Consider the following 24899-nt stretch of genomic DNA (forward strand, 5'->3'; position numbering starts at 1 on the left):
CAAGAACGGAGGTTCTCTCCATGACCGACGTGCTGGAATCCGCGCCGCACCAATCGGCGTCGGCGCACGGCGGCAACGTCGGCGCCGCCGGCGACTGCCGTCGCACGATCGCCGAGGTCATCGACACCCACGGGCGTCTCGACATTCTGATCAACAACGCGGGCATCACGATCGACAAGACCGTCGCCGCCATGACGGAGGACGACTAGCACAACGTGCTCGCCGTGAACCTCTCCGGGGCGTTCTTCCTGTCGCAGGCCGCCCTTGCACACATGGTGGAACGCGGGAGCGGACGCATCGTCAACGTGTCGTCGGTGGTTGGAGAGACCGGCAACATCGGCCAAGCCAACTATGCGGCATCGAAGTCCGGTCTGTTCGGGCTCACCAAGACGCTGGCGAAGGAAGCGGCTTATCAGTTGGCCAAGTCGGGCAGGAGCACCGACGACGGGATCGGGATCACGGTCAACACCGTGACGCCTGGTCTGATCACCACCGAGATGACCGCGGACATCCCCGAGAAGGTGATGGCGAAGCTGACCAGCCAGATCCCCGTCGGCCGCGCGGGAAGGCCAGAAGAAATCGCGCGGGTCGTGCACTTCCTTGCCGCCGATGCATCGTCGTACATCACTGGGCAGGTGTGGAGCGTCAACGGTGGGATGGACATGTAAACCTCGACGGTGATGGTCGAGGATTGCTGACATCGATCCGTATGCGATGCACGGGATCTCGCCCTGAGGCGCCACCGTTGTTCACCGGCACCACGAAAAGTCACCGGCGTTGTCGACATCGACGTCGACAGGGGTTCGGACTTCCAGAAGGCTCGACTTGGCCGAGTCGAGCGAGTGGGAGTGATGCAAGCTATGAGGAGCTATACCGTTGGCTACATCGTCGGTAGTCTTTCAGTCGAGTCGATCAATCGCAGGCTAGCGAAGGCGCTCATTCAGTTGTCGCCAACACATTTGAGGTTTGTGGAGATCCCGATACGAGATCTTCCGTTGTACAACCGCGACTTCGACACTGATTACCCGCAGGCGGGCCGCGCGCTCAAGGATGCGATCGCCGCAGTCGATGCGGTGCTTTTCGTAACCCCCGAGTACAACCGGGGTATCCCCGGCTGCCTGAAGAACGCCATCGACTGGGCCAGCCGCCCGCATGGAACGAACTCATTGGCACGCAAGCCGTCGGCGATGATCGGCGCCTCCCCAGGCAAGATCGGAACCGCTGTCGGGCAGCAGAGTCTGCGCAGCGCGCTGAGCTTCTGCGATTCACCACTGATGGGGGCGCCGGAGGCTTACCTTCAGCTCACTCCCGGCTTGATCACCAACGTGGGGGAGGTCACCGACGAAGGGACCGAACAGTTCTTGCGCGATTTCATGGAAGCGTTCGACGTGTTCGTGGGGCGTGTTCTCACAGTGGTGCCGAACGAAGGCTTCAACGCCACTGGATGACATTGTGATGCCCGTCCGACGGTAAGGTTGTCGCCACTTCCGGTGCAGACGGCGGCGGACTTCACGGTGCAGGGCGGCGCGATGGAGTTAGTTGACCGTCGCGCCGAGCGCGGGGTGCTCGACCGGTTGATCAAGGCTGTTCGGGCCGGTGAAAGCCGGGCATTGGTCGTGTCCGGCGAAGCGGGTGTGGGCAAGACAGCGCTCCTCGAGTACCTGGCCGGGCAGGCTTCGGGATGTCGTCTGGCCCGCATCGCGGGTGTGCAGTCGGAGATGGAGCTGCCGTTCGCCGCGTTGCATCAGTTGTGCGCGCCGATGCTCGACAAGCTCCAGCGCTTACCGGTACCGCAACGAGATGCCCTGGAAATTGTGTTCGGCACGAGTTCGGGATCGACACCGGACCGGTTTCTGGTCGGGCTGGCGGTGCTGAGCCTGCTGTCCGAGGTTGCCGAGGAGCGACCGCTCCTATGTTTGATCGATGACGAGCAGTGGCTCGATCGCGCCTCGGCTCAAGTCCTCGGCTTCGCCGCCCGCCGTTTGGGTGCGGAATCGGTCGGATTGGTCTTCGCCGCCCGCGCACCAAGCAGCGACATCACCGGATTACCTGACCTCGTCGTGGAGCGCCTGGGAGAGACAGATGCGCATGCGCTGCTCGATGCCGTCCTGACCGGGCCACTGGACACTCGGGTCCGCGATCGGATAGTTGCCGAGACTCAGGGAAATCCGTTGGCATTACTGGAGTTACCGCGCGGATTGACTCCGCAGCAGCTTGCTGGCGGCTTTGGGCTTCCCAGCACGGGGCGACTGTCCGGCGGCATCGAAGAGAGCTTTCGCAGGCGCGCGGCCGTTCTTCCCGACCAGACCCGGCGCCTGCTGCTCGTCGCTGCGGCCGAGCCGATCGGCGATCCGGTACTCGTGTGGGGGGCCGCGGCGCGGCTGGGGATCGCCGCCGAGGCGGCGGCGCCGGCGACCGAGTCGGGCCTCGTCGAGTTCGGCATGCGAGTGCGGTTTCGTCATCCTCTCGTCCGCTCGGCGGTCTACGGGGCGGCGTCCCAACAGGAGCGACGACAGGTACACGGTGCGCTGTCGGAGGCCACCGATCCAGAACGTGATCCCGACAGACACGCCTGGCATCGGGCACATGCCGCAGCTGGGGCGGACGAAGCGGTCGCCGCGGAGCTGGAACGATCGGCTGGCCGAGCGCGAGCGCGCGGCGGCATGGCTGCGGCGGCCGCATTCCTCGAGCGCGCCACGATGTTGACGCTCGATCCCATTCACCGCGCCGACCGAGCGCTGGCCGCCGCCTCCGCCAAGATCAAGGCGGGCGGGTTCGGCGCGGCGCGGGACTTGCTGTCCATCGCCGACGCAGGCCCCCTCAGCGACTTTCAGCAAGCCCGCATCGAGCTGATGGGGGCTGAACTCGCGTTCCTCACCGATCGCGGCAGCGAGGCGCCGCCCCTGCTGCTGAAGGCCGCCAGGCGGCTCGAGCCGATAGACCCAGAGCTGTCGCGCGCGACCTACCTGCAGGCCTTGACGGCGGGCTACTTTGCCGGTCGCCTCGCCGTCGGCGGAGGAGTGGAGGAGGTAGCGCGTGCGGCCGCGTTGGCACCGCCGCCATCTCACCCCCCGCGCGCACCCGACCTTCTTCTGGATGGCCTGGTAGCGCACCACATCACGGGATACTCGGCCGGGTTGCCGATCCTCCGCGCGGCACTGCATGCCTTCCGCAACGGCATATCGGTAGACGAAGAGCTGCGTTGGCATTGGGTCGCCGGCATCGTCGCCCGTTACGTCTGGGATGACCATAGCTGGCAGGTGCTCTCCGATCGGCATGTCTGGCTCGCTCGTAGCGTCGGGGCGCTCAGCGAGCTACCCGTTGCCCTCAATTCGCGTGCGTTCATGCTGTTGTTTGCCGGTGAGCTCGCCGCCGCAGGCTCGCTGATCCAGCAGCTCCAGCCGGCGATCGAGGCGACCGGTAGCAACCGCATTCCCTACTCGGCCCTTGGTCTAGCCGCCTTCGCCGGTAGACAAGCCGAAGCGGCCACCATGATCGAAGCGATCATCGTGGATGTCAGGCGTCGAGGTGAAGGCGTCGGGCTTACCATCGTCGAATGGGCAAGTGCATTGCTCAACAACGGCATTGGTGACTACGAGAAGGCCGTGACGGCAGCCCAGCGCGCCACTGAGTACCTGGGGGAAATGATCACGCCGCCGTGGCCGGCGGTCGAGCTCGTCGAGGCGGCCGTGCGGAGTGGCCGCAGCGACATGGCCGCCGACGTCTTCTGCCGGCTAGCCGAGATCACCACCGCCAGCGGCACCGACTGGGCGCTCGGCATCGAGGCTCGCTCGCGGGCCTTGCTGAATGACGGCGACACCGCTGAACGTCTTTACCGCGAGTCGATCGAGCGTCTTGGCCGGACCCTCATCCGAGCCGACCTCGCCCGTGCGCACCTGCTGTATGGCGAGTGGCTACGCAGGGAGCGGCGCCGTATCGACGCGCGCGCTCAGCTTCGCATCGCCCACGACATGCTGGACACGATGGGGATGGATGCCTTCGCGGAGCGGGCAAGGCGCGAAATCGAGGCCACCGGAGAAACGGCCCGCAGGCGCACCGTCGCCCCGCGCGATGAGCAGCTCACTGCGCAGGAGACCCAGATCGCGCGGATGGCCCGCGACGGCCTGTCCAATCCCGAGATCGCCGCCCGCCTGTTCATCAGCGGCCGCACCGTCCAGTACCACCTGCGCAAAGTGTTCACCAAGCTCGGTATCGAGTCGCGCACGCAGCTCAACGTCGCCCTGCCTGATTGACGGTAAGGTTTTCGCCACTTCCGGTGCAGACGGCGGCGGACTTCACGGTGTGGGGCGGCGGAATGGAGCTGATTGACCGCGTCGCCGAGCGCGACTCGCTCGACCGGTTCGTGGCCGGTCTTCGCGCCGGTGAGAGTCAGGCGTTGGTGGTGTCCGGCGAAGCGGGTGTCGGCAAGACCGCATTGCTTGACTATCTGGCCGCGAACGCATCCGGCTGCCGTGTAGCGCGCACCACGGGTTGCCAGTCCGAGATGGAATTGGCCTTCGCCGCATTGCACCAGCTGTGCGCGCCCATGCTCGGTAGCCTGCAGCGTTTACCGGCACCGCAGCGCAATGCGGTGCTGACCGCCTTCGGCATGAATTTCGGACCGGCACCCGACCGGTTCTTGGTCGGGCTCGGGGTGCTGAGCCTGCTGTCCGAAGTCGCCGAGGAGCAGCCTCTTCTGTGTTTGGTCGATGACGAGCAGTGGCTCGATCGCGCCTCCGCGCAGGTCCTTGGATTCGTCGCGCGCCGTTTGGTGGTGGAATCGGTTGGCATGGTCTTCGCAGTCCGGATGCCGAGCAGCGAGCTGGCGGGTTTGGGGGTGCTTCGAGTCGCGGGGCTGCAGGAGGCGGACGCGCAAGCACTCCTGGAATCTGCGCTGAAAGGGCCGCTCGATACGCAGGTGCGCGATCAGATCCTTGCCGAGACTCAAGGCAACCCGCTGGCATTGCTGGAATTGCCTAGGGGATTGACCACGCAGCAGCTGGCCGGGGGGTATGGACTTCCCGGCGCGGTTCGGTCGTCGGGCGGTATCGACGAGAGCTTCCGCCAACGGGTGCACGTCCTCCCAGAACAGACTCGCAGGCTCTTGCTGATCGCGGCGGCCGAGCCAGTCGGCGATCCGGTACTGACTTGGGGAGCCGCCGCGAGGCTCGGGATTGGCTCCGAAGCGGCGGAACCCGCGGAGGAGGCGGGCCTGGCCGAGTTCGGCACACGGGTGCGGTTCCGACATCCCCTCGTGCGCTCAGTGGTATACGGGTCGGCGTTGCCGCAGGAGCGACAAGAGGTGCATGCAGCTCTGGCTGACGTCACCGATCCGCAGCTAGATCCCGATCGACGCGCCTGGCATCGGGCGCATGCTGCGGCTGGACCGGACGAGGCCGTGGCCGCGGAGTTGGAGCGCTCCGCGGGCAGGGCGCACGCGCGTGGCGGCGTGGCCGCGGCGGCGGCATTCCTCGAGCGCGCCACGATGTTGACGATCGATCCCACGCGTCGAACCGAGCGGGCGCTGGCCGCCGCGTCGGCCGACTTACAGGCTGGCGCTTTCGACGAGGTGCGGCACATGCTTTCCGTCGCGGAGGCCGGAGCGAGCACTGACCTGCAGCAAGCTCGTATTGACTTGTTAGGGGCTGACCTCGCCTTCGTCACAAACCGGGGCAGCGATGCGCCATCCCTGCTGCTGAAGGCCGCCAAGTGGCTCGAGCCAATCGACGCCGACCTTTGCCGGGCGACCTACCTGCAGGCATTTTCGGCCGCGATCTTGGCCGGCCGCCTGGCCCTCGGCGGTGGCGCGCCGGAGGTGGCGCGCGCCGCCGTGGCCGCACCGCCGCCTCCGCACGCAATGCGCGCCCCCGACCTTCTCCTGGAAGGCCTGGCAGCGCACTTTGACAGGGGTTATGAAGCGGGACTGCCGATACTGCGGAGGGCACTGGACGTCTTCGGCATCGGCATGTCGGTCGACGAGCAGCTGCGCTCCCACTGGGTTGCCGGCGTCGTGGCGCCACACCTCTGGGATGACGATCGCTGGCACCTGCTTTCCGAACGGCACGTACAGCTTGCCCGGGGCGTTGGTGCGCTGAACGAACTGCCGCTGGCCCTCAGTTTGCGCGCGTTCACGATGTTGGTCGAAGGTGATCTGACGGGCACAGCCTCCCTGGTCGGGGAATTTCAGGTCGCGATGGATGCGACCGGCAGCCACCTGTCCTCCCCGGCTGAACTAGGCATGGCGGCTCTGCGCGGCCAACAAGCCGAGGCGGCCGCGCTGATCGACGCGTCCATCAGGGAGGTGAACGTTCGCGGCGAAGGCATCGGGATCGCCGTCGCCGAGTGGGCGAACGCCGTGCTGTACAACGGCCTCGGTGGCTACGAGAAGGCGATGCAGGCAGCCCAGCGCGCCATCGCCTACCCGGTGGAAATGGTGGTACCGAGCTGGGCGACCGCCGAGCTCGTCGAGGCGGCAGTGCGCAGCGGACACTATGACGTCGCCGCCGACGCGCTACGCCGGTTGACTGAGAGGACCACACCCAGCGGAACCGACTGGGCGCTCGGCGTCGAGGCTCGTTCGCGCGCGCTGCTGAGTGAGGGTGACTCCGCTGAACGTCTCTATCTCGTGTCGATCGAGAATCTTGGCAACACCCGCGTCCGCACAGAACTCGCCAGGGCGCACCTGCTGTACGGCGAATGGCTGCGGCGGGAGCGCCGCCGCGTCGATGCGCGCGCACAGCTTCGCATCGCCCACGACATGCTTGACACGATGGGTATGGATGCCTTCGCTGAGCGGGCGCGGCGTGAGCTCGAGGCCACCGGCGAAACGGCCCGCAAGCGCAATGTCGCCACCGGCGATGAGCAGCTCACTGCGCAGGAGACCCAGATCGCGCGGATGGCTCGCGACGGCCTGTCCAATCCCGAGATCGGCGTCCGACTGTTCATCAGCCCGCGCACCGTCCAGCACCACCTGCGCAAAGTGTTCACCAAGCTCGGCATCGAGTCGCGCAGCCAACTCGACCGTGTCCTGCCTGACTAACCTGGCCGACGGCCATTGATTGCACTGTGCACTGTGCACTGTGCAGTGGCGGATGCGAACGCGTCCCCCTTCGGCTGACGATAACGAGGGACATCACGGTGTCGTGGTGCCGGTCATCCCTAGCGATTTACGAGGAAGTCATGGACGAACTGCTAGCCGCCGACGAACCCCCCCTTGCTGAGTATCTCGACGATGTCGCCTTGCACACCGAGTACCGTCGGCTCGTTTCCGAGCAGGCGGCGTTGCGCCGACTTGCGACGCTGGTCGCCCGCGGGGTCGAACCGTGCGAGGTCTTTGACGCGGTGACCAGCGAGATGTGTCGGTGCGTTGGCGGTGAGTGCGCCGGCCTGTACCGCTACGAGACCAACGGCGAAATTACTCTGGTGGCGGGGGCGTACCACCCGGCTGCAACGCCGGTGCAGTGGCCAGTGGGCACCCGGACACCGATTGCGGGCAACACCCTCGCATCGAACGTGCTGCGCACCGGCGGGCCGGCGCGAATGGACAGCTACGAGAACGTCGCCGGGGCCTTGGCGACACGAGTGCGTGCGATAGGTATCCGCGCTGCGGTGGGCGTCCCCGTCATCGTCGATGGACGCGTATGGGGGCTGGCGACGGTCGGTTCGGCGCGACCCGGCCCCATGCCGGCCGACACCGAGGCCCGCATCAGCGGCTTCGCCGAACTCGTCGCGAGTGTCGTGGTTGCCGGATACCGCGACGAGCAGAAGCGGCAGCTCCTTGGCGATGCTTCTCAGCGTCCGTTCCTCATTGAATCGTTGCTCGAGGGGCGAGCCATTGACCGCTGGAGCTCGTGGAAAGCGGCCAGTGGTCTGCGGCTGCCGACCAATGGTCCGTTCGTGGTCATTGCCGCGGAGATTGCCGCCATCGGTCGCGAGGCGTTACCAGAGATCGAATCGAAGCTACGCAGCCGGGACGTGTATTCGGCATGGCGACTGGAACCTGATCTGCAGGTCGGGATCGTGCATGTCAACTCCGACCGGCATCTTGACGAGATCATCGCGTTGGTGTCTCGCTTGGCGACGAATCGAGTCGGGGTCAGTGGGCGCTTCGACGATTTGCGCGACACGCCACAAGCTCTGCACTTCGCCAAGGTGATGCTCCGCGGCCATCCCGACGAGGCCTCACCAGTCTCGGTATTCGACGGCTCGATTCTGGCCACCGCGGCAGTCAGTGCCCCCGAGGTCATGGTGAAACTGATTGGCAACGCATTGGACGGCTTTGACGATCTCCCGGACGCCGAGCGCGAGATGCTGTTCGAAACGTTTCGGGTGTGGCAGGACAACGACGCATCGGTGCGCAGTGCCGCCGAAGTGCTCATCTGCCACCCCAACACCGTGCGTCATCGATTGCGCCGGATCGAGAAACGCACCGGCCGATCTCTTTCGCGGCCGAAGGACGTCGTCGAACTATGTCTGGCCTTCGAAGTGCGCCGCCGTCTCATGTAACGACGTGGATGGTTGTCGATACATCGACGCCGGAGCAACGTTGTATCGGACGACAACGAGTGGCATCGCTGTAGCAGCCAAAATTGGTCGTGGCACCGTCAATGTGGATGTGCGACCACTCCGTCATGCACGAAGTGAATCCATAACGATATCAATCACATTCACTGGAGTGTGATGAACGGCTGCTGCCCGGCCGTCGAAATACTGCAGGGATCACGATGTGGCCGTGGGTGATTGGTTCGCTCTCACTCGCTGCTGCGGTAAATCAGATTGCCATCGCCCTGTGCCGGCGCGCGCAGGCCGCCACCGACCCCGATCCTCACGAGCAGTGGTGAGTGCGCGCGCGTGGAAGTGAAGGTCGTTCTCGTTGACGTGCGCGACCGTCGGGAGTGGCCGTGAAGGGCTTCTCCACGGCTGAGTTGTCTGCCTCGGGTGTTGGTGGCGACATTTCGAGGCGCGTCGCGTTGTCCGGGAGGATATCGACTCCCGTGGTGATGGGCTCGACGATCGAAGGGTCGATGGACCTGATCGACCCAAACAGATCGGAGATGGCAATGACCACGAGTTCTCAAGGCGTGGAGCGTGAAACCGCGCAGGAGTCGCCGGGGAGTACACCGGTTGCGGCAGCCGCACTTATGCTGACAAGCGCGATATTGACGTTCTTCGTCGGCATTTTCGCCCTTGCCGCCGACGACTTGGTGTTCTCGGGGCCTGGATATGAATACACCTTCCAAACCTCCGGATGGGGATGGGTGAACCTCCTGACGGCCTTGCTGGTGGCGGCATTCGCCATCGGCCTCTTCGTGAACGCCAATGCGACATGGGTCGCGGCAGTGGTCGTCGCCTGCTTGGCCATGGTGGTTTCATTCCTCTGGATGCCGTACTACCCCACTGGCGCAATTGTCTTGATAGTCCTTGACGTGGCGGTCATCTGGGGCGTCGCGACGTGGGGCACGTCGCGTGGATCGGCATGAGATCCCAATGCAAAGCCATACTGTCGGTTCTGAATTGAGGGCCAAGTTCGAGCGCGATGTCGTCTCGATGCGTGACCCGCTCTATCGCCACGCGTACCGCATGTCCCGGAGTCACGAGGACGCTGAGGATCTGGTCCAAGAGACGATGATGCGGGCGTACGCAGCGTTTCACACCTTCCGGGTGGGTACCAATCTGAGGGCCTGGCTGTTCCGAATCCTGACCAACAGCTACATCAACGCGTACCGCAAGAGCAAGCGGGAACCCGCGCGTTGCGCCACGGATGAGGTGACCGATCACGGGTTGGCGAAGGTCTACAGCCATGCCATTCCGGCGGGGATGCGGTCCTCCGAGGACCAAGCTCTGGAACTGTTGCCGGACAACGACATCAAGGCGGCGATGCAGGCTCTGCCAGAGAAGTTCCGCGACGTGGTGTACTACGCCGACGTCGCGGGATACCGCTACAACGAGATCGCCGCGATCATGAACACTCCGAAGGGAACCGTCGTGTCGCGGCTGTGGCGCGGCCGAAAGCGACTCCGCTTGTTGCTCGGCGACGGCGTCGGTGGTGCCGGCGGGGATGCCCTCCCTGCCGCCGGGTGAGGCTACTGTGCCGGAGCCCCGGAGACCGATGGTGACGGCTGGATCGCGCTGCGCCAGGCCAGGGGGTTCAGCTCGCGGTAGGGATCGTCGGAACGGACGGCCAGGAGGTCGGCCAGGATCTGCTCCAGTGATTCCTGGGTGTTCTGCTTGACGGTGTCCACCCACGTCGCGTCTGAGATCCGCGCGGGCTTGGTGGTCTCGATGGGGGCACCGAACCGCAGGTACATCCGCTGCGGCCGGGGAATCATGGTGGGCCCGATCCCATGCATGATCGGCATGGCCATGTCGGCGCGACCGGACAGTTTCTCGGTGAGGCCCTTGCTCAGCCGGCCCCACAGACCGTCGCGCGTGGTCAGGCTCCGGTACATGTCGTCGCCGCCGATCAGCCCGACGGGCACGATCGGATAATCGTTCTCGACGGACAGGCGGGCGAATCCGGCGCGGCCCTGCCAGCGCAGGGTGTTCTCCTCACCCTTGAACTTCGGGATCTCACGGCCACCGCCGGGGAATACCAGAATGGGCTCGTCGTGGCGCATCAACTCGCGCGCCGTCTCCGGAGCCCCAACGACCGCACCGCAGGCGGCGAGCAAGTCGGCGGCCGGGCCGCGCATCCGGCCGATGCCACGGTCGGTCAGCGGCCGCACCCTGATGCCGATCTCGCGCCGCACCAGGTACGGGACCAACATGGCCTCGACACCGCCCTGGGTGTGGTTGCCCACCAACAGGAATCGCCCGTCGCGGGGCAGGTTGTCCAGCCCGTCGACGTACGGCCGGGAGAGGTCGACCAGGGGTCCGACGCGATCGGCGACGGTCTCTGCGACGCGGCGCCAGGCCTGGACCCGCTCCGGCTGATTCATGATGATGTCGATGTTCACGGGGTCCACTACGCCCATTTGGCTGGCCACCTCACTCATCGAAACGCTCCTTGTATGTGGTTCATTCTGGCTGATGCCACGTTCTGGCTGATGTCATCACCATACCGAACGAACCAGTTCGTCTGTGTATGATTTGCCTGTGAGAAACACGACAGAGCTGCGCGGCGAAATCCTGGCGGCCGCCCGAACCGAGTTCGCCCACTACGGGCTGGCAGGCGCCCGGATCGACCGCATCGCAAAATCCGCCCATGCCAGCAAGGAGCGCCTCTACGCGCACTTCGGTGACAAGGAAGCCCTCTTTCGTGAAGTGGTCGCTGCCGACGTCATCGACTTCTTCGGTGCTGCCGTGCCGCGTCCCGACGCCGTCGCCGAATGGGTTGGCAACCTCTACGACCTGATGTGCACGCGGCCCGAGCACCTGCGCATGATGACGTGGGCTCACCTGGAGGGCTTCATCCTCGACGAACCCCGCACCGACGGCGACCCCATCCCCATCCAGGCCATCGCCGCGATCGAGACCGCCCAGGCCGACGGTCACGTCGACCGCGCGTGGCAGCCGCTGGACCTGCTCGTCACACTCTTCGGGATCGGCCTGGCCTGGGCGCACTGGCCAGACCCGCACTCCGTCACGGACGACCCCACCCTCGTCGCGCACCGCAGGGCCGTCGTCGTCGAAGCCGCCACCCGGGTCATCACCAGCCCTGCTTGATCACCTCAGAGCAGCTTCTCGATGGTGATGGGGAGGTCGGTGACGCGCTTGCCGGTGGCGTTGAAGACGGCATTGGCGATCGCCGCGGGCACGCCGACGATCACCACCTCACCGAGTCCCTTGACGCCGATGGGGTCGGCGATCATGTCCTCGGCCGTCACGAACGTCGCGTCGAGCACGGGAACGTCGGCGTTGGACGGGACCAGGTAGTCCGACATGTTCGCGTTCACGACGTGCCCGTCGCGGTGATCAAGCAGAGTGCCCTCGAGGAGGGCCATGCCGATGCCCCACACCATCCCGCCGAGCGCCTGACTATGCGCCAGTTTGGGATTCACGATCCGGCCACCGTCGTAGCACCCGAAGATTCTGCGGATCCGAACCGTGCCGAGGCGCTCGTCGACGGCGACCTCGGCGAACACCGCCCCGTACGCATACAGCGAGAACCGCGAGTTGACGTCTCCTGGGGACCAGGTCTGCCGGGAGTCGAGGCTCGGCAAGTTACGACGACGCAGCAGGTCTTGGTAGGTCTCGCCCCGCGCCGGGTCCTCGGTGCGAAACATCCGGCCGTCGGCCACCAACACGCCATCGGGACGCGCACCGTTGAGCGGTGACCCCGGGTCCACCACCGCGGTGCGAATGAATCTGTCGCGCAGCATGTTCGACACCGTGTAGACGCCCGACCCAACGCTGGCCATGGTCTTCGATCCCGAATGCGCAGGCGCCTTGGGAAAGCGGCTGTCGCCGAGGGCGAAACGGATCCGGGGCATCGGGATGCCGAGGGCATCCGACGCGACCTGCGTCATCGACGTGTACGTGCCCGGGCCCATGTCGATGGTCCCGGTCTGCACGTCGGCGGTGCCGTCGGCGTTCACCCTGGCCAGCACCTCGCACTCGTTGCGCACGGCGTGGTAGGCCGCCCCGGCCACGCCCATCCCGATCAACTGATCGCCGTCGCGTACCGACCGGGGGACCGGATTGCGTTGCGACCAACCGAAACTCGCCGCTCCTTGCGTCAAGCAATCCGTGAGGCGACGGGTGGAGAACGGTTTGCCCGTCTCCTGGTCCACTGCGGGCTCGTTGCGCATCCGCAGTTCGATCGGATCCATGTCGAGCTTGTGTGCGAGGTCGTCCATGGCGGACTCCAGCGCGAACGCACCCGAGCTCTCACCAGGTCCCCGCATATAGGTCGGCATATTGACGTCCAGCCGCACCACCCGATACGTGGACCGCATGTTCGGGCTGCTGTAGACGAACCTGGGCAAGCCCATCAGGCCCTCTTCGTAGAGCTGGTAGCGAGCAGCCTCGGTGTGGCCCTCGTGGACCGTCGTGGTGATGCGACCGGAGCGGTCGGCGCCGATGGCCAGCCGCTGCCTGCTGGTGGGCCGGTAGCCGATGCCGCTGTACATCTGCTTGCGGGTGAGCACCAGCTTGACCGGTCGCTTCATTTCGCGGGCTGCGAACGCCGCCAATACCTGATGGGGCCAGGTGCGGCCTGCACTGCCGAACGCCCCACCGACGAAGGGCGCGAGCACCCGGACGTTGTCCGGCGGAACGTCAAAGGCGGCTGCGGTGTTCGTCTGTGCCTGCGTGATGCCCTGGACCTTGTCCCACACGGTGAGCTGGTCGCCGTCCCAGCTGGCGACCGTCGACGGTAGTTCCATGGGGTTGTGGTTGTTTCGGGCGATCGTGTACCGAAGGTCGGTGACGACGGCTGCGCTGCGCAGCGCCGCGTCGGCGTCACCGCGCGCATAGTCGGGGGTGTCGGGAGCGATCTCCATGACCGCCTGCGGCGAATCGATGTCCGTCAACGATGGTTGGCTCCTGTAGCGCACGTCCACCAGCGACGCGCCGTGCATCGCCGCCTCGAGCGTGGATGCCACGACCATCGCGACGGGCTGGCCGTAGAACGCCACCCGGCGGGGGTCGAAGGGCAACTTGACCGCGCCGAAATCGGTCAGCACCCGCAGGACGTCCGGATGCGCGAGAGCCGTTGTGCCGTCGATGCGTTCGACGGATCCGAGTGCCACGGTGCTGCAGACCAGAACGGCGTACACGAGGTTCGGCTGTGGGTTGTCGGCGGCGTAGCGCGCTTGTCCTGTGACCTTCAGCGGGCCGTCCACCCGGACGATGGGTTGCCCGACGACGGGCTCGGATCCCCGTACCGGCTGGGTCACGGCTGCCCCGCGACCTGGCGGAGTTGACGCTCCACCGTGCGCTTGAGAAGCTCCACCTTGAAACCGTTCTCCTGCAGGGGTTTAGCGCCGTCTGCCGCCCGCGCGGCTGCTGTGCTCCACAGATCTACGCCGGGAGCGCGTCCTTGCAGGGCCTGCTCTACCGCGGGCAGTCGCCACGGCACCGTTCCGACGCCGCCGACTGCGACCCGCGCCGCGTGGATCACTCCGGCGTCTATGTGGAGGGCGACGGCGGCCGAGGCCAAGGCGAATTCGAAGGACTCTCGATCGCGCACCTTCAGATAGCCCGAGCGGCGCATCTCCGGGCCGGTGGGGACGTCGACGGCGACGATGAGTTCACCGGGACGCAGATCGTGTTCCCGGTCGGGTGTCGTGCCGGGTTGGCGGAAGAACTGCCCGATCGGGATCTGGCGGTCGCCAGTACCGTCCCTGGTGATCACGACGGCATCGAGTGCGACGAGTGCCACCGCGAGATCGGAGGGATGGGTGGCGACGCATTGCTCGCTGGCGCCGAGAATCGCGTGGCCCCGGTTGAGGCCGTTGATGGCGGCACATCCCGACCCGGGAGTGCGGCGGTTGCAGCTCGCCGATACGTCGCGGAAGTACAGGCACCGCGGGCGTTGCATGAGGTTGCCGCCGATGGACGCCATGTTGCGCAGTTGTGCCGATGCGCTCAGTTCCAATGCTTGAGCGATGACCGGGAATTCACGACGGACGTCGGGGTGGGCGGCGAGCGTCGACATGCGCACCAGTGATCCGATCCGGAGCCTGGATGCCTGCAGATCGATGGATCGATATGGCAGTCCGTTGATGTCGACGACGGCGGTCGGTCGTTCCACGGTTTCGCGCATCAGGTCCACCAACGTGGTGCCCCCGGCGATGTAGCGGGCACCCGAGGACGCGGCCGCAAGGGCCGACCGCTCGTCGGTGGCCTTGCTGAAGTTGAACGGATACATCGTGCCTACGCGCCGGTGCTCGTCTTGGCGATGGCGGTAACGATGTTGGTGTAGGCACCGCAGCGACAGATGTTGCCGCTCATCCATTCCCGGATCTCGGCTGCCGAGCCCGTGTGTCCCTCCTTGATGCATCCGACGCCGGAGAGGATCTGCCCTGGCGTGCAGTAGCCACACTGGAACGCGTCCTCGTCGATGAACGCCTGCTGCAGCGGGTGGAGCCTGCCGTTGGTGGCCAAGCCCTCGATGGTGACGATGTCGGCCCCGTCGTGCATCGCCGCCAGCGTCAGACACGAGGTCACCCTGGTGTCGTCCATCAAGATGGTGCAGGCGCCGCACGCACCCTGGTCGCAGCCCTTCTTGGTGCCGGTCAGCCCGACCCGTTCGCGCAGCAGGTCCAGCAGCGAGCTCCGGTTGTCGACGGTGACTTCGTGTGGCTCACCGTTGATGCGCAGGGTCAGTGTTGTTTGGCTGGCTTCGCTTGCGGCCGGTTCGGCATCGTCACAGCCGGCCAGCAGTGACCCCACAGCAACCGCACCGCCGACCGTGACCGACGCGCCGACGAACGTCCGCCGATTGACGCGAAATACCGAGTGTTCGTCTGCCCCATCATCATCGGGTTGATCCACATATCCAATGTAGGGAAAACCCGAGGCTTCGTCGCGATACTCATATCGAACGCACATACGTGCAGGTCGGCACCCGTCAGGATCCAGATTGTTCAACCGGTACGGTAGATCGACTCGTCACCCAGGTGGCCATCGAACTCGGTGACCGCGTCATCGAACTCGCGTACCACGATTGCCCGAACGGCGACGAAGCGGTGATCGGGGAAGGCAAGCTGGCGCTCACCCGGTACCTGGAAACGTACGGGCCGTAGTCCGGGCAGCCGACTAAGGAGCGCAGACGCATCACCACCGAATCCCAGAACAAGTCACTGATCGCCGCGGCGTCGGTCTTCGCCGGTTACAGCGCGGTCATGCTCGTCCCCGAACGCGGTATGACACGAACGGGCGGACCCGGGATCGTTGCGTTCGAACTGGCCGGCACCGAGGAACGCGCCAACCAGATCATGGACACCTGGGGAGACAGTGGGCGCCGGGCGGCACGGACTTCCCTGAGGCTGGACTTCGGGTACGCGGCGTCCTACGGCGTCCTGACGGGGTTGCTGCTCGATCGGATCAGGCGGCAGCACAACGATTCACGCCTAATCGTTCTGGTCGCCGGTGCCGCAGCCCTCGCCGATGCGGTGGAAGGCTACTCGTTGCTTTCGATTCTGAAAGGCGCCGACACCGCCGTGAATGCACGTCGCGGGCGTAGGGCCGCGTTGGCCAAGTTTGGATTCCTGGCGGCCGCGTTGGGGTACATGGCCTGGTCCGGGCTTCGGCCCGAGCCAGTGGACACATCGGCGTCAAACACGCACGAATGACCCCGACCGCTTCATCCCCTTCGACGCAGGAACCGGAGAACACCCAATGGCAGACATTCAGATCCCGACGTTGCAAGGGGACATCGACGCCGCGTTGGAGGTACCGGTCGGCGACGGGCCGTGGCCAGGAGTCGTTGTCGTACACGACCTGCTCGGCCTGAGTGCCGACATCCGCAACATCACACGCCGCTTCGCCGACAACGGGTACCTCGCGATCGCGCCCGACCTGTACTCGCGGGGCGGGCGCGCACGCTGCGTGAGGTCAGTGATGCGGGACCTGTTCGCCGGCCGGGGTGGTGCTGTCGAGGACATCATCGCTGCGCGCGACACCCTGGTGGGGCGCCCGGACTGTACCGGCATGGTCGGCGTCGCCGGTTTCTGCATGGGCGGTGGATTCGCACTAGTGGTCTCGCCCAAGGGGTTCGGTGCATCCGCACCGTTCTATCCCTCGATCCCGCCGAGATACGACGCGATGGTCGAGGGTGCATGTCCCATCGTCGCCAGCTTCGGCAGGCGTGACCCGCTGAACGTCGGCAACGGTGAACGGCTGCGAAAGACGCTCGAACGCAAGGGCATCGCCCACGACGTCAAGGTCTACCAGGGTGTCGGGCACAGCTTCGCCAACGACGTCCCCGCCCAGCCGTTCGCAAGAATCATCGGGTTCGGGTACGACGCAGAGGCCACCGAGGACGCATTCGCCAGGGTGTACGCGTTCTTCGGTCGACATCTGGTTTGATCTCGTCGACGGTGGATCGGGCGTCAGGTCCTGAGGATGAGCTTTCCGGTGTTCTCTCCGGTGAACAGCTTGAGCAGAACCTCGGGAAAGGCGAGGACCCCGCCGTCGACGACGTGCTCGTGTGACGTCAACTTCCCGGCGTGCAGCCATTGGGCCAGCTCGACGGAGGCGGCCTGATACTGATCTTCGTAGTCGAAGACGACCATGCCGATCATCGATGCGCGGTAGACCAGCAGCGACATGTAGTTCGCGGGTCCAACGGCCTTGGCCTGGTTGTACTGAGACACCGCACCGGAGATGACGATGCGTGCCCCGCGGGCGAGGCGGGTCAGGACCGCATCGAGAACCTCGCCGCCGACGTTGTCGAAGTAGACGTCGACGCCATCGGGTGCGAGCAGGCGAAGGGCCTTGCGGATGTCCTCTGACTTGTAGTCGATGGCAGCATCGAACCCGATGTCGTCGACCAGCGCCTTGCACTTGTCGGGCCCGCCCGCGATGCCGATCGTGCGGCAGCCCTTCAGTTTTGCGATCTGGCCTGCGACGCTGCCGACTGCTCCCGCGGCGCCCGAGACGACGACGGTGTCACCGGCGTTGATCTTCGCGACGTCGAGGAGTCCGAAGTAGGCGGTCAGCCCGGTGATGCCGAGCGCGCCCAGATACGTGGTTGCGGGCGCGACCGTCGTATCGATCTTGATCACGCCCTTGCCGTCGGACACCGCATGCTCCTGCACGCCGAAGGTGCCGTAGACGTGGTCGCCGACCGCGAAGCCGGGATGTTGGGAGGCGCTGACCGTGCCGATCGCTCCTGCGCGCATGACGTCGCCGATCGCCACTGGAGGGATGTAGGACGCGCCGGCGTTCATCCATCCGCGCATGGCCGGGTCGATCGAGACGTGGGATACGTCGACGACGAACTCGCCTGCGGCTGGGGTGGGAACCGGTTCCTCGGTGAACGTGAAGTCGTCGTGCGTCGCCAGCCCGGTGGGGCGGGCAGCGAGTCGGACCTGGCTATTTAGTCGGACCGGGTTGTTTAGTCGGACCGGGTGGTTGATCGTCATGGTGTTCTCCCATCGTCGCCTTGACTGGCGTCGACACGCCTAGTAAAAATATTGAACTAGTAATCAAAATAAACCATAGGAGGCCAAGTCGATGACCGCAATGGCGCAGCGGGACACAGCCGGTTTCTCCGATCTGCTTGCCGAGGCCGAGAAGATCTCCGAGCTGGCTCGCGAGCTCGCCGTCGACACCGAACGCGAGCGCCGGCTGGTGCCGGCTTTGGTGGACCGCCTGCGCGACTCGGGCCTGATGCGCGCCGGTGCCCTCCGCACGTTGGGCGCAGCCCAAGCCCCACCGGGCATCGCCCTCGAATGCGCGGAGACCATTGCTCGCGGCGACGCTGCGACCGGATGGTGCGTATCCATCGCGATCACCAGCAGCCTGCTCGCCGGCTACCTGCCAGAGGAGGGCGCCGCCGAAGCCCTCGGCGACCCGCGCGCGATCGCTGCAGGGGTATGGGCGCCGCGCGGGACCGCGCGGCCAGTCGACGGCGGCCTCTTGGTATCCGGACGATGGGCGTTCTGCAGCGGTATCACCCACTCCGAGTACTTCTTTGGCGGATGCGTCCTCGTCACCGGTGAGGAAGCAGAAGGTGCCGGGGCGAGCGAAGCGACGGGAGATCAGATCCAGCCCGTCCTGCGGGCGGTCGGCATCCCGACGAGCCAGATGGAGATCCTCGACACCTGGCACACGTCGGGATTGCGAGCCACCGGAAGCCACGATGCGGTCGCCGATGACGTCTTCATCCCGACCCATCGGACGCTGTCGCTGCTCGACGGCCCGCTCGTCGACGCGCCGCTCTACCGGTTCCCGTTGTTCGGCTACTTCGCGCTGTCCATCGCGGCGGCGGCGCTCGGCAATGCGCGCGGTGCCATCGACGACCTACTCGATCTCGCGGGCCGCAAGGTCGCTCTCGGAGCGCGCCGCACCCTGGCCGAGAAGCCGATGACGCAGGCAGCGGTCGGTCAGGCCGAGGCCGCGCTGCGCGCCGCCCGCGCGTTCTACTACCAAGCGATCGACGAGGCCTGGCAGGCGGCCGAGTCGGGTGAACCCGTCTCGGTCGAGCTGCGCACCGGCCTTCGGTTGGCCGCAACGCATGCGGTGCGCACCTCCGCGGAGGTCGCACGGTCGATGTACGACCTGGGCGGCGGGTCGTCGATCTACGAGACCTCGCCGCTGCAGCGCCGATTCCGCGACGCCAATACTGCGACCGCTCACATGCAGGTCAACCCCGCGATGTGGGAGACCACCGGACGCGTCCTGCTCGACTTGCCCACCAACACCAGCCAGTTATGAGCCAGGGCTCCCTCGGAGTCGTGCTGCCCTATTGGCTCGACCGACCCGACTCCGAAGGGCTCGACATCGCCGAACAGGCACGGTCCCAAGGCTTCTCCCGCCTCTGGATCGGGGAGATGGTGACGTTCGACGCCTTCGCGCTCGCCACCGCGATCGGGCTGAAGTCGCCAGGTCTCGACATCACCATCGGACCGGTGGCGATCGGTGTGCGCAGTCCCGTCGCCCTTGCGCTCGGCGTGTCCAGCGTTGCGACGCTCACCGGTCGCACCGTCGACTTGGCGCTCGGCGCGTCCAGTCCCGCGATCGTCTCCGGATGGCACGACCGCGATTGGGCTGCGGCGCCGACGCGGATGCGCGAGACGGTCGAGGTCCTGCGGCGGACGCTGGACGGCGAACGAACCGACTACGCAGGCAAGCTCGTCCGCACGCGCGGCTTTCGACTCCGCGTTCCGCAGCCCTCGACCAGAATCACCGTCGCCGCGTTCGGGCCGCAGATGACCCGTGTCGCAGTGCAATCTGCTGACCAACTCGTGCTGAACCTGGTCAGCCCCGGCCACGTCGCCGCCGTGCGGGCATCCATCGATGCCATCGCCGCTGAGCACGGGATCGCCGCTCCGCGATTGGCGGTATGGGTGAGCGCCGCGGTCGACCCGGGACCCGCGACGCACCGCCAGATCACGGCACAGATCGCGGCCTATCTGAAACCGCCCGGCTACGGGGAGATGTTCGCCGATCTCGGATTCGGCGACCTCGTCGCGCGAGCACGGGCCGGTGCTTCCCGAACCGAGCTTGCCGATGCGATTCCGCCTCAGCTTCCCGCGGCCGTCGGAGCCATCGGGTCCACCTCCGAAGTCATCGCAAGGATCGAGTCGTACTTCGAGGCAGGCGCCGACCACGTGGGGATAGTCCCCGCGACGGCGGAGGATCCGGCCGGCCAGCGGGTACTCAGCGCGGTGAGCGCCCGTGGCTGACACCGATCGGCTCGCGCACCGCTTCGACGGCGACTCCGTAAGCCGCGCACTGGATCTCGTCGGCGAACGATGGACGATGCTCATCCTCCGGGAGGCCTTCTTCGGCGTGCGGCGCTACGGGCAGTTCGCCAGCAACCTCGGCATGCCCAGGCCGACGCTGTCGAGCCGGCTGGCCAAGCTGGTCGAGTACGGACTGCTCGACCGCGTCCCCTACGGCGGCGGACCGGTCCGCCAGGACTTCGAGTACCGCCTCACCGCAGCCGGCCGCGATCTGTTCCCCGCCATCGTCGTCCTGATGCGTTGGGGCGACACCCATCTCGCGGGCCCGCAAGGTGCGCCCATCGTGCTGACCCACGAAACCTGCGGCAACCTCACCCAGCCCCGGCTCACGTGTGAGCACTGCGGCGAAGAGGTCACTGCGCACAACGTCCGTCCGGATCCTGGGCCGTCGTTCGTGGGAGGCGCCTAACTACCCGCGTGCGAGCTGCTCCAGCAGCGGCCGCGTGCGGTAGGCGACGACCTCGTGCATCGCCACCGACATGGTGGTGCGCTCCACCCCTGGCACCGCGAGAACGAGGCCCGCAACCCGGTAGAGATCGTCGGCGTCGGCCGCGACCACGCCGATCAACAGGTCGGCGATACCCGAGAGCCCGGTGATCTGGGTGACCTGGGCGACGGTCTGCAACTCTGCAATGCACTCATCCAGACGATGTTGATCGACCACCGCGGTAATGAACGCCTGCAGCGGATACCCGAGGTCACGCGGCGACACACAACGGTCGATCGGCGCCAGGATCTTCTGCTGCTCCCAGCGGGCCAGCCGCGCCTGCACCGTGTTGCGGGCCAGGTTCAGAACGTTCGCCAACTGCACCCCGGTGGCCCGTGGCGCGTCACACATCGCCAGGAGTATTCGGGCGTCGGTGCGATCCAGCCTCATCATGACGCTCAGTATTGCACGCGTGGCTCGGGTCACAATGCGCATATTGCTCAGTCTTGATGGTATCGCTTGCTCAATATGCGTTGCGCTGGTTCGCTTGAGGGAGCAGTACGCCCACCAGCCCAGCAACCGTAACGCCGCAGCCCGGCAAGCACGGAGAAATGGTGAGTCGCATGACAGACCTCGACATTCGCAGGCCCGACCAGCAGCCCTACGACCTCAGCGATCGCTATCGCACCGGATCCGCTCCGGTGATCCTGACCGGCGTGCAGGCAATCGCGCGTGCGTTCGTCGAGCAGAACGAGCGTGACGCGCGTGCGGGGTTGCGCGTCGCGACGTTCGTCTCGGGATACCAGGGCAGCCCGCTCGGCGGCGTGGACCGGATGCTTGCCGGAATGCCGGAGGTTCTGCAGAAGCACGACATCACCTTCGTGCCCGGCATGAACGAGGAACTCGCGGCGACCTCGGTGTGGGGTAGCCAGGCCGATCTGGCGAAGTTCTCCACGGGCACCGCGCTCTACGACGGCGTCGTCGGAGTCTGGTACGGCAAGGGGCCGGGACTGGACCGGGCGACGGATGCCATCCGGCACGCCAACATGTACGGCGCCAACCCTCGCGGCGGAATGCTGCTCCTCGTCGGCGACGACCCGGCCTCCAAGTCCTCAACGGTGCCCGCCGTCAGCGAGCGGTCGCTGGCCGCCCTCGGCATTCCCGTGCTCTTCCCGCGCAACGCCCGCGAGATCGTCACGATGGCCATGCACGGTGTGGCGATGTCACGGGCGTCGGGATGTGTCGTTGCGCTGAAGATCGTCGCCGACGTGGCCGACGGTGCCTGGTCGGTCGACGGCAGCGTCGCCGACATCGACATCGAGGTCCCCCAAGTTCGTTGGGAGGGAAGGCCGTTCGTCTACCGCCAGCGGCCGATGGCCGCGCCCACCGACAGCTTGGACGCCGAGGCCGACCTCTACGGTCCCCGCTGGGACGTCGTGCGCGCCTACGGGGCCGCCAACGGACTCGACGTGATCGAGCTCGATCCACCTCACGCGAGCATCGGCATCGCGGCGACGGGGCCGACGTTCGACTCGGTGCGCCAGGCGCTGACGGATCTGGGTGCCGACGACATGGCACTGCACCGGGCGGGTATCAAGCTGCTGCGCATCGGCATGCCGACGCCGCTGGGGCCCGACGCGGTGCTGTCGTTCGCCGAGGGTCTCGAGGAGATCCTCGTAGTCGAGGACAAGACCGCGTTCGTCGAGACCCAGGTGCGCGAAATCCTCTACGGTAGAACGGATGCGCCGCGGATCATCGGCAAGAAGGACGCGGCGGGAAGGTTGCTGATCCCGGTCGGCGGCGAACTCACGGCAGGACGGCTGCTTGCGCCCCTGCGCCGGGTGCTCCGCAGCCGACTCGAGCTCAAGAAGCCGCCGCCACCGGCGTTGACGCTGGAAGTCCTTACCGCCAAACGCGCCGCGTACTTCTGCAGTGGCTGCCCGCACAATCGCTCGACCGCGATTCCCGAGGGATCCATCGCGGGTGGCGGGATTGGGTGCCACACCATGGTGACGATGTCGGGTAGGCAGGACAGTGCCGTCACCGGACTCACTCAGATGGGCGGCGAGGGCAGCCAGTGGATCGGGCAGGCCCCCTTCATCGACGTGCCCCACATGTTCCAGAACGTCGGCGACGGAACCTTCTTCCACTCAGGCCAACTCGCGGTGCAGGCCTGCGTCGCCGCAGGGGTCAACATCACCTACAAGCTGCTGTACAACGAAGTCGTCGCGATGACCGGCGCGCAGGACGCCGAGGGCGCGCTCACCGTCGCGAAGCTGACCCACAAGCTGACCGCCGAAGGCGTCAAGCAGATCATCATCTGCGCCGATGAACCCCACCGGCACGACAAGTGCGCACTCGCCAAGGGCACGGTCCTGTGGCACCGGGACCGCCTCGACGAGGCCCAGAAGAGGCTGCGCGACGTCAAGGGCGTGACCGTCCTGATCTACGACCAGCACTGCGCCGCCGACGCCCGCAGACAGCGCAAGCGTGGCACGCTGCCCACCCGCAACACCCGGGTGCTGATCAACGAAGCGGTGTGCGAAGGCTGCGGGGACTGCGGCGTCAAGTCCAACTGCCTTTCGGTGCAGCCCGTGGACACCGAGTTCGGCCGCAAGACGCGGATCGACCAGACCTCGTGTAACACCGACTACAGCTGCCTGGACGGCGACTGCCCGTCGTTCGTCACCGTCGAGGTCGTCCCCGGCAAGAAGGCGAGCCCGCGGCGCACCCCCGAGCCTCCCGTCCTGCCCGATGTGGTCGTGGAGCCCGTGACGTCCACCCAGAACGTCTTCTTCGCCGGAATCGGTGGCACGGGAATCGTCACGGTGAACCAAGTTCTCGCCACCGCGGCGCTGCGTGCCGGTTACGAAGTGGAGAGCCTGGATCAGATCGGACTCAGCCAGAAGGCAGGGCCCGTGGTGTCGCACCTGCGATTCGCCGAAGCCAAGCTCGATCCGTCCAACCGGCTCACCCCTGGCAGCGCGGACTGCATCCTGGCATTCGATCTGCTCGCTGCCGCTGACACCAAGAACCTCGGATACGGCGACCCGTCCAAGACCATCGCCATCGTGTCGACGAGCAAGACGCCGACCGGTGAGATGGTGTACGACAAGGCGGTCAGCTATCCCGAGACGCCCTACCTGCTCAACCGCCTCGGCCAGGTCTCGCACGACGTGCATTCCTTCGATGCGTTGGCCGCGGCCCACGAGCTGTTCGGCAACACCGCCGCAGCGAACTTCCTGCTCATCGGGGCCGCCTATCAGACTGGGGCGCTTCGACTTCCGGCAGAATCGATCGAAGAGGCCATCAGCATCAACGGCGTCGCCGTCAAGGCCAACGTCGCGGCCTTCCGCTGGGGACGACTCGCCATCGCCGATCCGGTGCGCTTCGACACCGCCGCCTCACCCGCATCCGACCGGCAGTCGCCTCCGCCGCCACCGGCACACGTCCTCGCCGGTACCACCTTCACCGGACGGGTCGGCGACCTCATCTCCCGGCGGGCAGCGGACCTGGTCCAGTTCCAAAGCGGACGGGTCGCCACGCGATACACCACACTGCTGCAGCAGATCTGGACGGCCGAGCGCGCAGTGAGCGATCGCACCGACTTCAGCGAAGCGGCCGCCAAGGGCCTGTACAAGTTCACCGCCTACAAGGACGAGTACGAGGTCGCGCGATTACTCACCGATCCGGGATTCCTGTCCCAGGTGCAGGCAGAGATCCCGAACGGCGAGAACCTGACCTACAAGCTGCATCCGCCCGCGCTGCGGGCCATGGGACGGAAGAAGAAGATCGGCCTCGGCCCGCGCAGCCATGTCTCTCTGCGGGTCCTCGCCAAGGGGAAACGACTGCGCGGTACCGTGTTCGACCCATTTGGCTACGCGCACGTGCGCAAGGTCGAGCGCGCCCTGTTGGCGGAGTACGAGAACATCGTGTCCCGGCTGGCTGCCGAACTCGACATCGCCAACTACGACCGTGCCGTCACGATCGCCGCCCTGCCCGATATGGTGCGCGGCTACGAGGACATCAAACTCGCCAGTGTCGAGGGCTACCACGGCCGGCTACGGGAACTGGGAATCATTCCTTCGCAGTAGGTGGCGATTCACATCTCGTGC

The 24899-nt window shown here is 66.2% G+C and carries 20 protein-coding genes and 1 pseudogene; 15 read left to right on the plus strand and 6 right to left on the minus strand.

All coding sequences use genetic code 11. The features are described 5' to 3' along the window. Positions 1–20 precede the first annotated feature (20 nt). The 7 genes and pseudogenes from HNP02_RS33200 to HNP02_RS33230 all read left to right on the plus strand — a co-directional run bounded on the left by HNP02_RS33200 (position 21) and on the right by HNP02_RS33230 (position 10080). Positions 21–668, plus strand: a pseudogene (locus HNP02_RS33200) (SDR family oxidoreductase). 183 nt (positions 669–851) lie between these two features. Next, positions 852–1448: an NADPH-dependent FMN reductase gene (locus HNP02_RS33205; RefSeq protein ID WP_255507256.1), complete on the plus strand. Its 597-nt coding sequence runs from the start codon at positions 852–854 to the stop codon at positions 1446–1448. An 81-nt stretch (positions 1449–1529) separates the two neighbouring features. Next, positions 1530–4253 (plus strand): AAA family ATPase, encoded by a 2724-nt coding sequence (locus tag HNP02_RS33210; protein WP_184444979.1) that lies wholly within the window; start codon positions 1530–1532, stop codon positions 4251–4253. 62 nt (positions 4254–4315) lie between these two features. Beyond that, positions 4316–7039, plus strand: coding sequence for a LuxR C-terminal-related transcriptional regulator (locus HNP02_RS33215; protein ID WP_184444980.1), 2724 nt, complete (start codon positions 4316–4318; stop codon positions 7037–7039). A 140-nt stretch (positions 7040–7179) separates the two neighbouring features. Further along, the gene (locus tag HNP02_RS33220) at positions 7180–8505 is read left to right on the plus strand and encodes a helix-turn-helix domain-containing protein (RefSeq protein WP_184444914.1); all 1326 of its coding nucleotides are present in this window, start codon (positions 7180–7182) and stop codon (positions 8503–8505) included. Positions 8506–9023: 518 nt separating this feature from the next. Further along, complete coding sequence (locus HNP02_RS33225; protein WP_184444915.1) at positions 9024–9479, plus strand: hypothetical protein; 456 nt, start codon at positions 9024–9026, stop codon at positions 9477–9479. A gap of 7 nt (positions 9480–9486) precedes the next feature. Continuing rightward, complete coding sequence (locus HNP02_RS33230; RefSeq protein WP_184444916.1) at positions 9487–10080, plus strand: sigma-70 family RNA polymerase sigma factor; 594 nt, start codon at positions 9487–9489, stop codon at positions 10078–10080. Positions 10081–10082: 2 nt separating this feature from the next. On the opposite strand, the gene HNP02_RS33235 is transcribed toward HNP02_RS33230, so the two are convergent. After that, positions 10083–10994, minus strand: coding sequence for a lysophospholipid acyltransferase family protein (locus HNP02_RS33235; protein WP_375373738.1), 912 nt, complete (start codon positions 10992–10994; stop codon positions 10083–10085). A 100-nt stretch (positions 10995–11094) separates the two neighbouring features. Here HNP02_RS33235 and HNP02_RS33240 point away from each other — a divergent pair, with 100 nt between their 5' ends. Beyond that, positions 11095–11664, plus strand: coding sequence for a TetR family transcriptional regulator (locus HNP02_RS33240; protein ID WP_184444917.1), 570 nt, complete (start codon positions 11095–11097; stop codon positions 11662–11664). Positions 11665–11669: 5 nt separating this feature from the next. Here the strand turns inward: HNP02_RS33240 and HNP02_RS33245 are convergent, their stop codons facing one another. From HNP02_RS33245 to HNP02_RS33255, 3 genes are read right to left on the minus strand one after another with little or no spacing between them, the layout of a single operon-like run. After that, complete coding sequence (locus tag HNP02_RS33245) at positions 11670–13838, minus strand: xanthine dehydrogenase family protein molybdopterin-binding subunit (RefSeq protein WP_184444918.1); 2169 nt, start codon at positions 13836–13838, stop codon at positions 11670–11672. Further along, on the minus strand, positions 13835–14812 hold the full coding sequence (locus tag HNP02_RS33250) for a xanthine dehydrogenase family protein subunit M (RefSeq protein ID WP_184444919.1): 978 nt from the start codon (positions 14810–14812) through the stop codon (positions 13835–13837). The genes HNP02_RS33245 and HNP02_RS33250 overlap by 4 nt, the downstream gene beginning before the upstream one ends. A 5-nt stretch (positions 14813–14817) precedes the next feature. Continuing rightward, a complete protein-coding gene (locus HNP02_RS33255) occupies positions 14818–15438 on the minus strand; it encodes a 2Fe-2S iron-sulfur cluster-binding protein (protein WP_309241781.1) in 621 nt (206 codons plus the stop codon). 125 nt (positions 15439–15563) lie between these two features. On the opposite strand from HNP02_RS33255, the gene HNP02_RS43150 reads away from it, so the two are divergent. From HNP02_RS43150 to HNP02_RS33265, 3 genes are all read left to right on the plus strand, one after another. Next, the gene (locus tag HNP02_RS43150) at positions 15564–15689 is read left to right on the plus strand and encodes a hypothetical protein (RefSeq protein ID WP_255507238.1); all 126 of its coding nucleotides are present in this window, start codon (positions 15564–15566) and stop codon (positions 15687–15689) included. Positions 15690–15788: 99 nt separating this feature from the next. Further along, positions 15789–16238, plus strand: a complete 450-nt coding sequence (locus tag HNP02_RS33260) for a hypothetical protein (RefSeq protein ID WP_184444921.1) — start codon at positions 15789–15791, stop codon at positions 16236–16238. A 46-nt stretch (positions 16239–16284) separates the two neighbouring features. Further along, entirely contained in the window at positions 16285–16974 is a 690-nt protein-coding gene (locus tag HNP02_RS33265; RefSeq protein WP_184444922.1) for a dienelactone hydrolase family protein, read from the plus strand. Between the two features lie 23 nt (positions 16975–16997). Here the strand turns inward: HNP02_RS33265 and HNP02_RS33270 are convergent, their stop codons facing one another. Further along, positions 16998–18032, minus strand: a complete 1035-nt coding sequence (locus HNP02_RS33270; RefSeq protein WP_184444923.1) for an NADP-dependent oxidoreductase — start codon at positions 18030–18032, stop codon at positions 16998–17000. Between the two features lie 91 nt (positions 18033–18123). Between HNP02_RS33270 and HNP02_RS33275 the strand changes: the two genes are divergently transcribed. From HNP02_RS33275 to HNP02_RS33285, 3 genes are read left to right on the plus strand one after another with little or no spacing between them, the layout of a single operon-like run. Next, positions 18124–19326: an acyl-CoA dehydrogenase family protein gene (locus tag HNP02_RS33275; protein ID WP_255507239.1), complete on the plus strand. Its 1203-nt coding sequence runs from the start codon at positions 18124–18126 to the stop codon at positions 19324–19326. Further along, entirely contained in the window at positions 19323–20297 is a 975-nt protein-coding gene (locus tag HNP02_RS33280; RefSeq protein WP_184444924.1) for an LLM class F420-dependent oxidoreductase, read from the plus strand. The genes HNP02_RS33275 and HNP02_RS33280 overlap by 4 nt, the downstream gene beginning before the upstream one ends. Then, positions 20290–20766 carry a helix-turn-helix domain-containing protein gene (locus HNP02_RS33285; protein WP_184444925.1) on the plus strand — a complete coding sequence of 159 codons (477 nt, stop codon included), beginning with the start codon at positions 20290–20292 and terminating at the stop codon, positions 20764–20766. The genes HNP02_RS33280 and HNP02_RS33285 overlap by 8 nt, the downstream gene beginning before the upstream one ends. On the opposite strand, the gene HNP02_RS33290 is transcribed toward HNP02_RS33285, so the two are convergent. Continuing rightward, the gene (locus HNP02_RS33290) at positions 20767–21237 is read right to left on the minus strand and encodes an Lrp/AsnC family transcriptional regulator (RefSeq protein WP_184444926.1); all 471 of its coding nucleotides are present in this window, start codon (positions 21235–21237) and stop codon (positions 20767–20769) included. Between the two features lie 170 nt (positions 21238–21407). Between HNP02_RS33290 and HNP02_RS33295 the strand changes: the two genes are divergently transcribed. Further along, positions 21408–24878 carry an indolepyruvate ferredoxin oxidoreductase family protein gene (locus HNP02_RS33295; RefSeq protein ID WP_184444927.1) on the plus strand — a complete coding sequence of 1157 codons (3471 nt, stop codon included), beginning with the start codon at positions 21408–21410 and terminating at the stop codon, positions 24876–24878. Positions 24879–24899: the final 21 nt, after the last annotated feature.

It is taken from the genome of Mycobacterium sp. AZCC_0083, assembly GCF_014202335.1.
Lineage (GTDB): Bacteria > Actinomycetota > Actinomycetes > Mycobacteriales > Mycobacteriaceae > Mycobacterium.

What these genes read in the sequence shown, in the direction of transcription:
- HNP02_RS33205 (WP_255507256.1), top strand. Translation starts at nt 852, where the DNA reads ATGCAAGCTATGAGGAGCTATACCGTTGGCTACATCGTCGGTAGTCTT.
- HNP02_RS33210 (WP_184444979.1), top strand. Translation starts at nt 1,530, where the DNA reads ATGGAGTTAGTTGACCGTCGCGCCGAGCGCGGGGTGCTCGACCGGTTG.
- HNP02_RS33215 (WP_184444980.1), top strand. Translation starts at nt 4,316, where the DNA reads ATGGAGCTGATTGACCGCGTCGCCGAGCGCGACTCGCTCGACCGGTTC.
- HNP02_RS33220 (WP_184444914.1), top strand. Translation starts at nt 7,180, where the DNA reads ATGGACGAACTGCTAGCCGCCGACGAACCCCCCCTTGCTGAGTATCTC.
- HNP02_RS33225 (WP_184444915.1), top strand. Translation starts at nt 9,024, where the DNA reads ATGGACCTGATCGACCCAAACAGATCGGAGATGGCAATGACCACGAGT.
- HNP02_RS33230 (WP_184444916.1), top strand. Translation starts at nt 9,487, where the DNA reads ATGCAAAGCCATACTGTCGGTTCTGAATTGAGGGCCAAGTTCGAGCGC.
- HNP02_RS33235 (WP_375373738.1), bottom strand. Translation starts at nt 10,994, where the DNA reads ATGAGTGAGGTGGCCAGCCAAATGGGCGTAGTGGACCCCGTGAACATC.
- HNP02_RS33250 (WP_184444919.1), bottom strand. Translation starts at nt 14,812, where the DNA reads ATGTATCCGTTCAACTTCAGCAAGGCCACCGACGAGCGGTCGGCCCTT.
- HNP02_RS33260 (WP_184444921.1), top strand. Translation starts at nt 15,789, where the DNA reads ATGCTCGTCCCCGAACGCGGTATGACACGAACGGGCGGACCCGGGATC.
- HNP02_RS33265 (WP_184444922.1), top strand. Translation starts at nt 16,285, where the DNA reads ATGGCAGACATTCAGATCCCGACGTTGCAAGGGGACATCGACGCCGCG.
- HNP02_RS33270 (WP_184444923.1), bottom strand. Translation starts at nt 18,032, where the DNA reads ATGACGATCAACCACCCGGTCCGACTAAACAACCCGGTCCGACTAAAT.
- HNP02_RS33275 (WP_255507239.1), top strand. Translation starts at nt 18,124, where the DNA reads ATGACCGCAATGGCGCAGCGGGACACAGCCGGTTTCTCCGATCTGCTT.
- HNP02_RS33280 (WP_184444924.1), top strand. Translation starts at nt 19,323, where the DNA reads ATGAGCCAGGGCTCCCTCGGAGTCGTGCTGCCCTATTGGCTCGACCGA.
- HNP02_RS33290 (WP_184444926.1), bottom strand. Translation starts at nt 21,237, where the DNA reads ATGATGAGGCTGGATCGCACCGACGCCCGAATACTCCTGGCGATGTGT.
- HNP02_RS33295 (WP_184444927.1), top strand. Translation starts at nt 21,408, where the DNA reads ATGACAGACCTCGACATTCGCAGGCCCGACCAGCAGCCCTACGACCTC.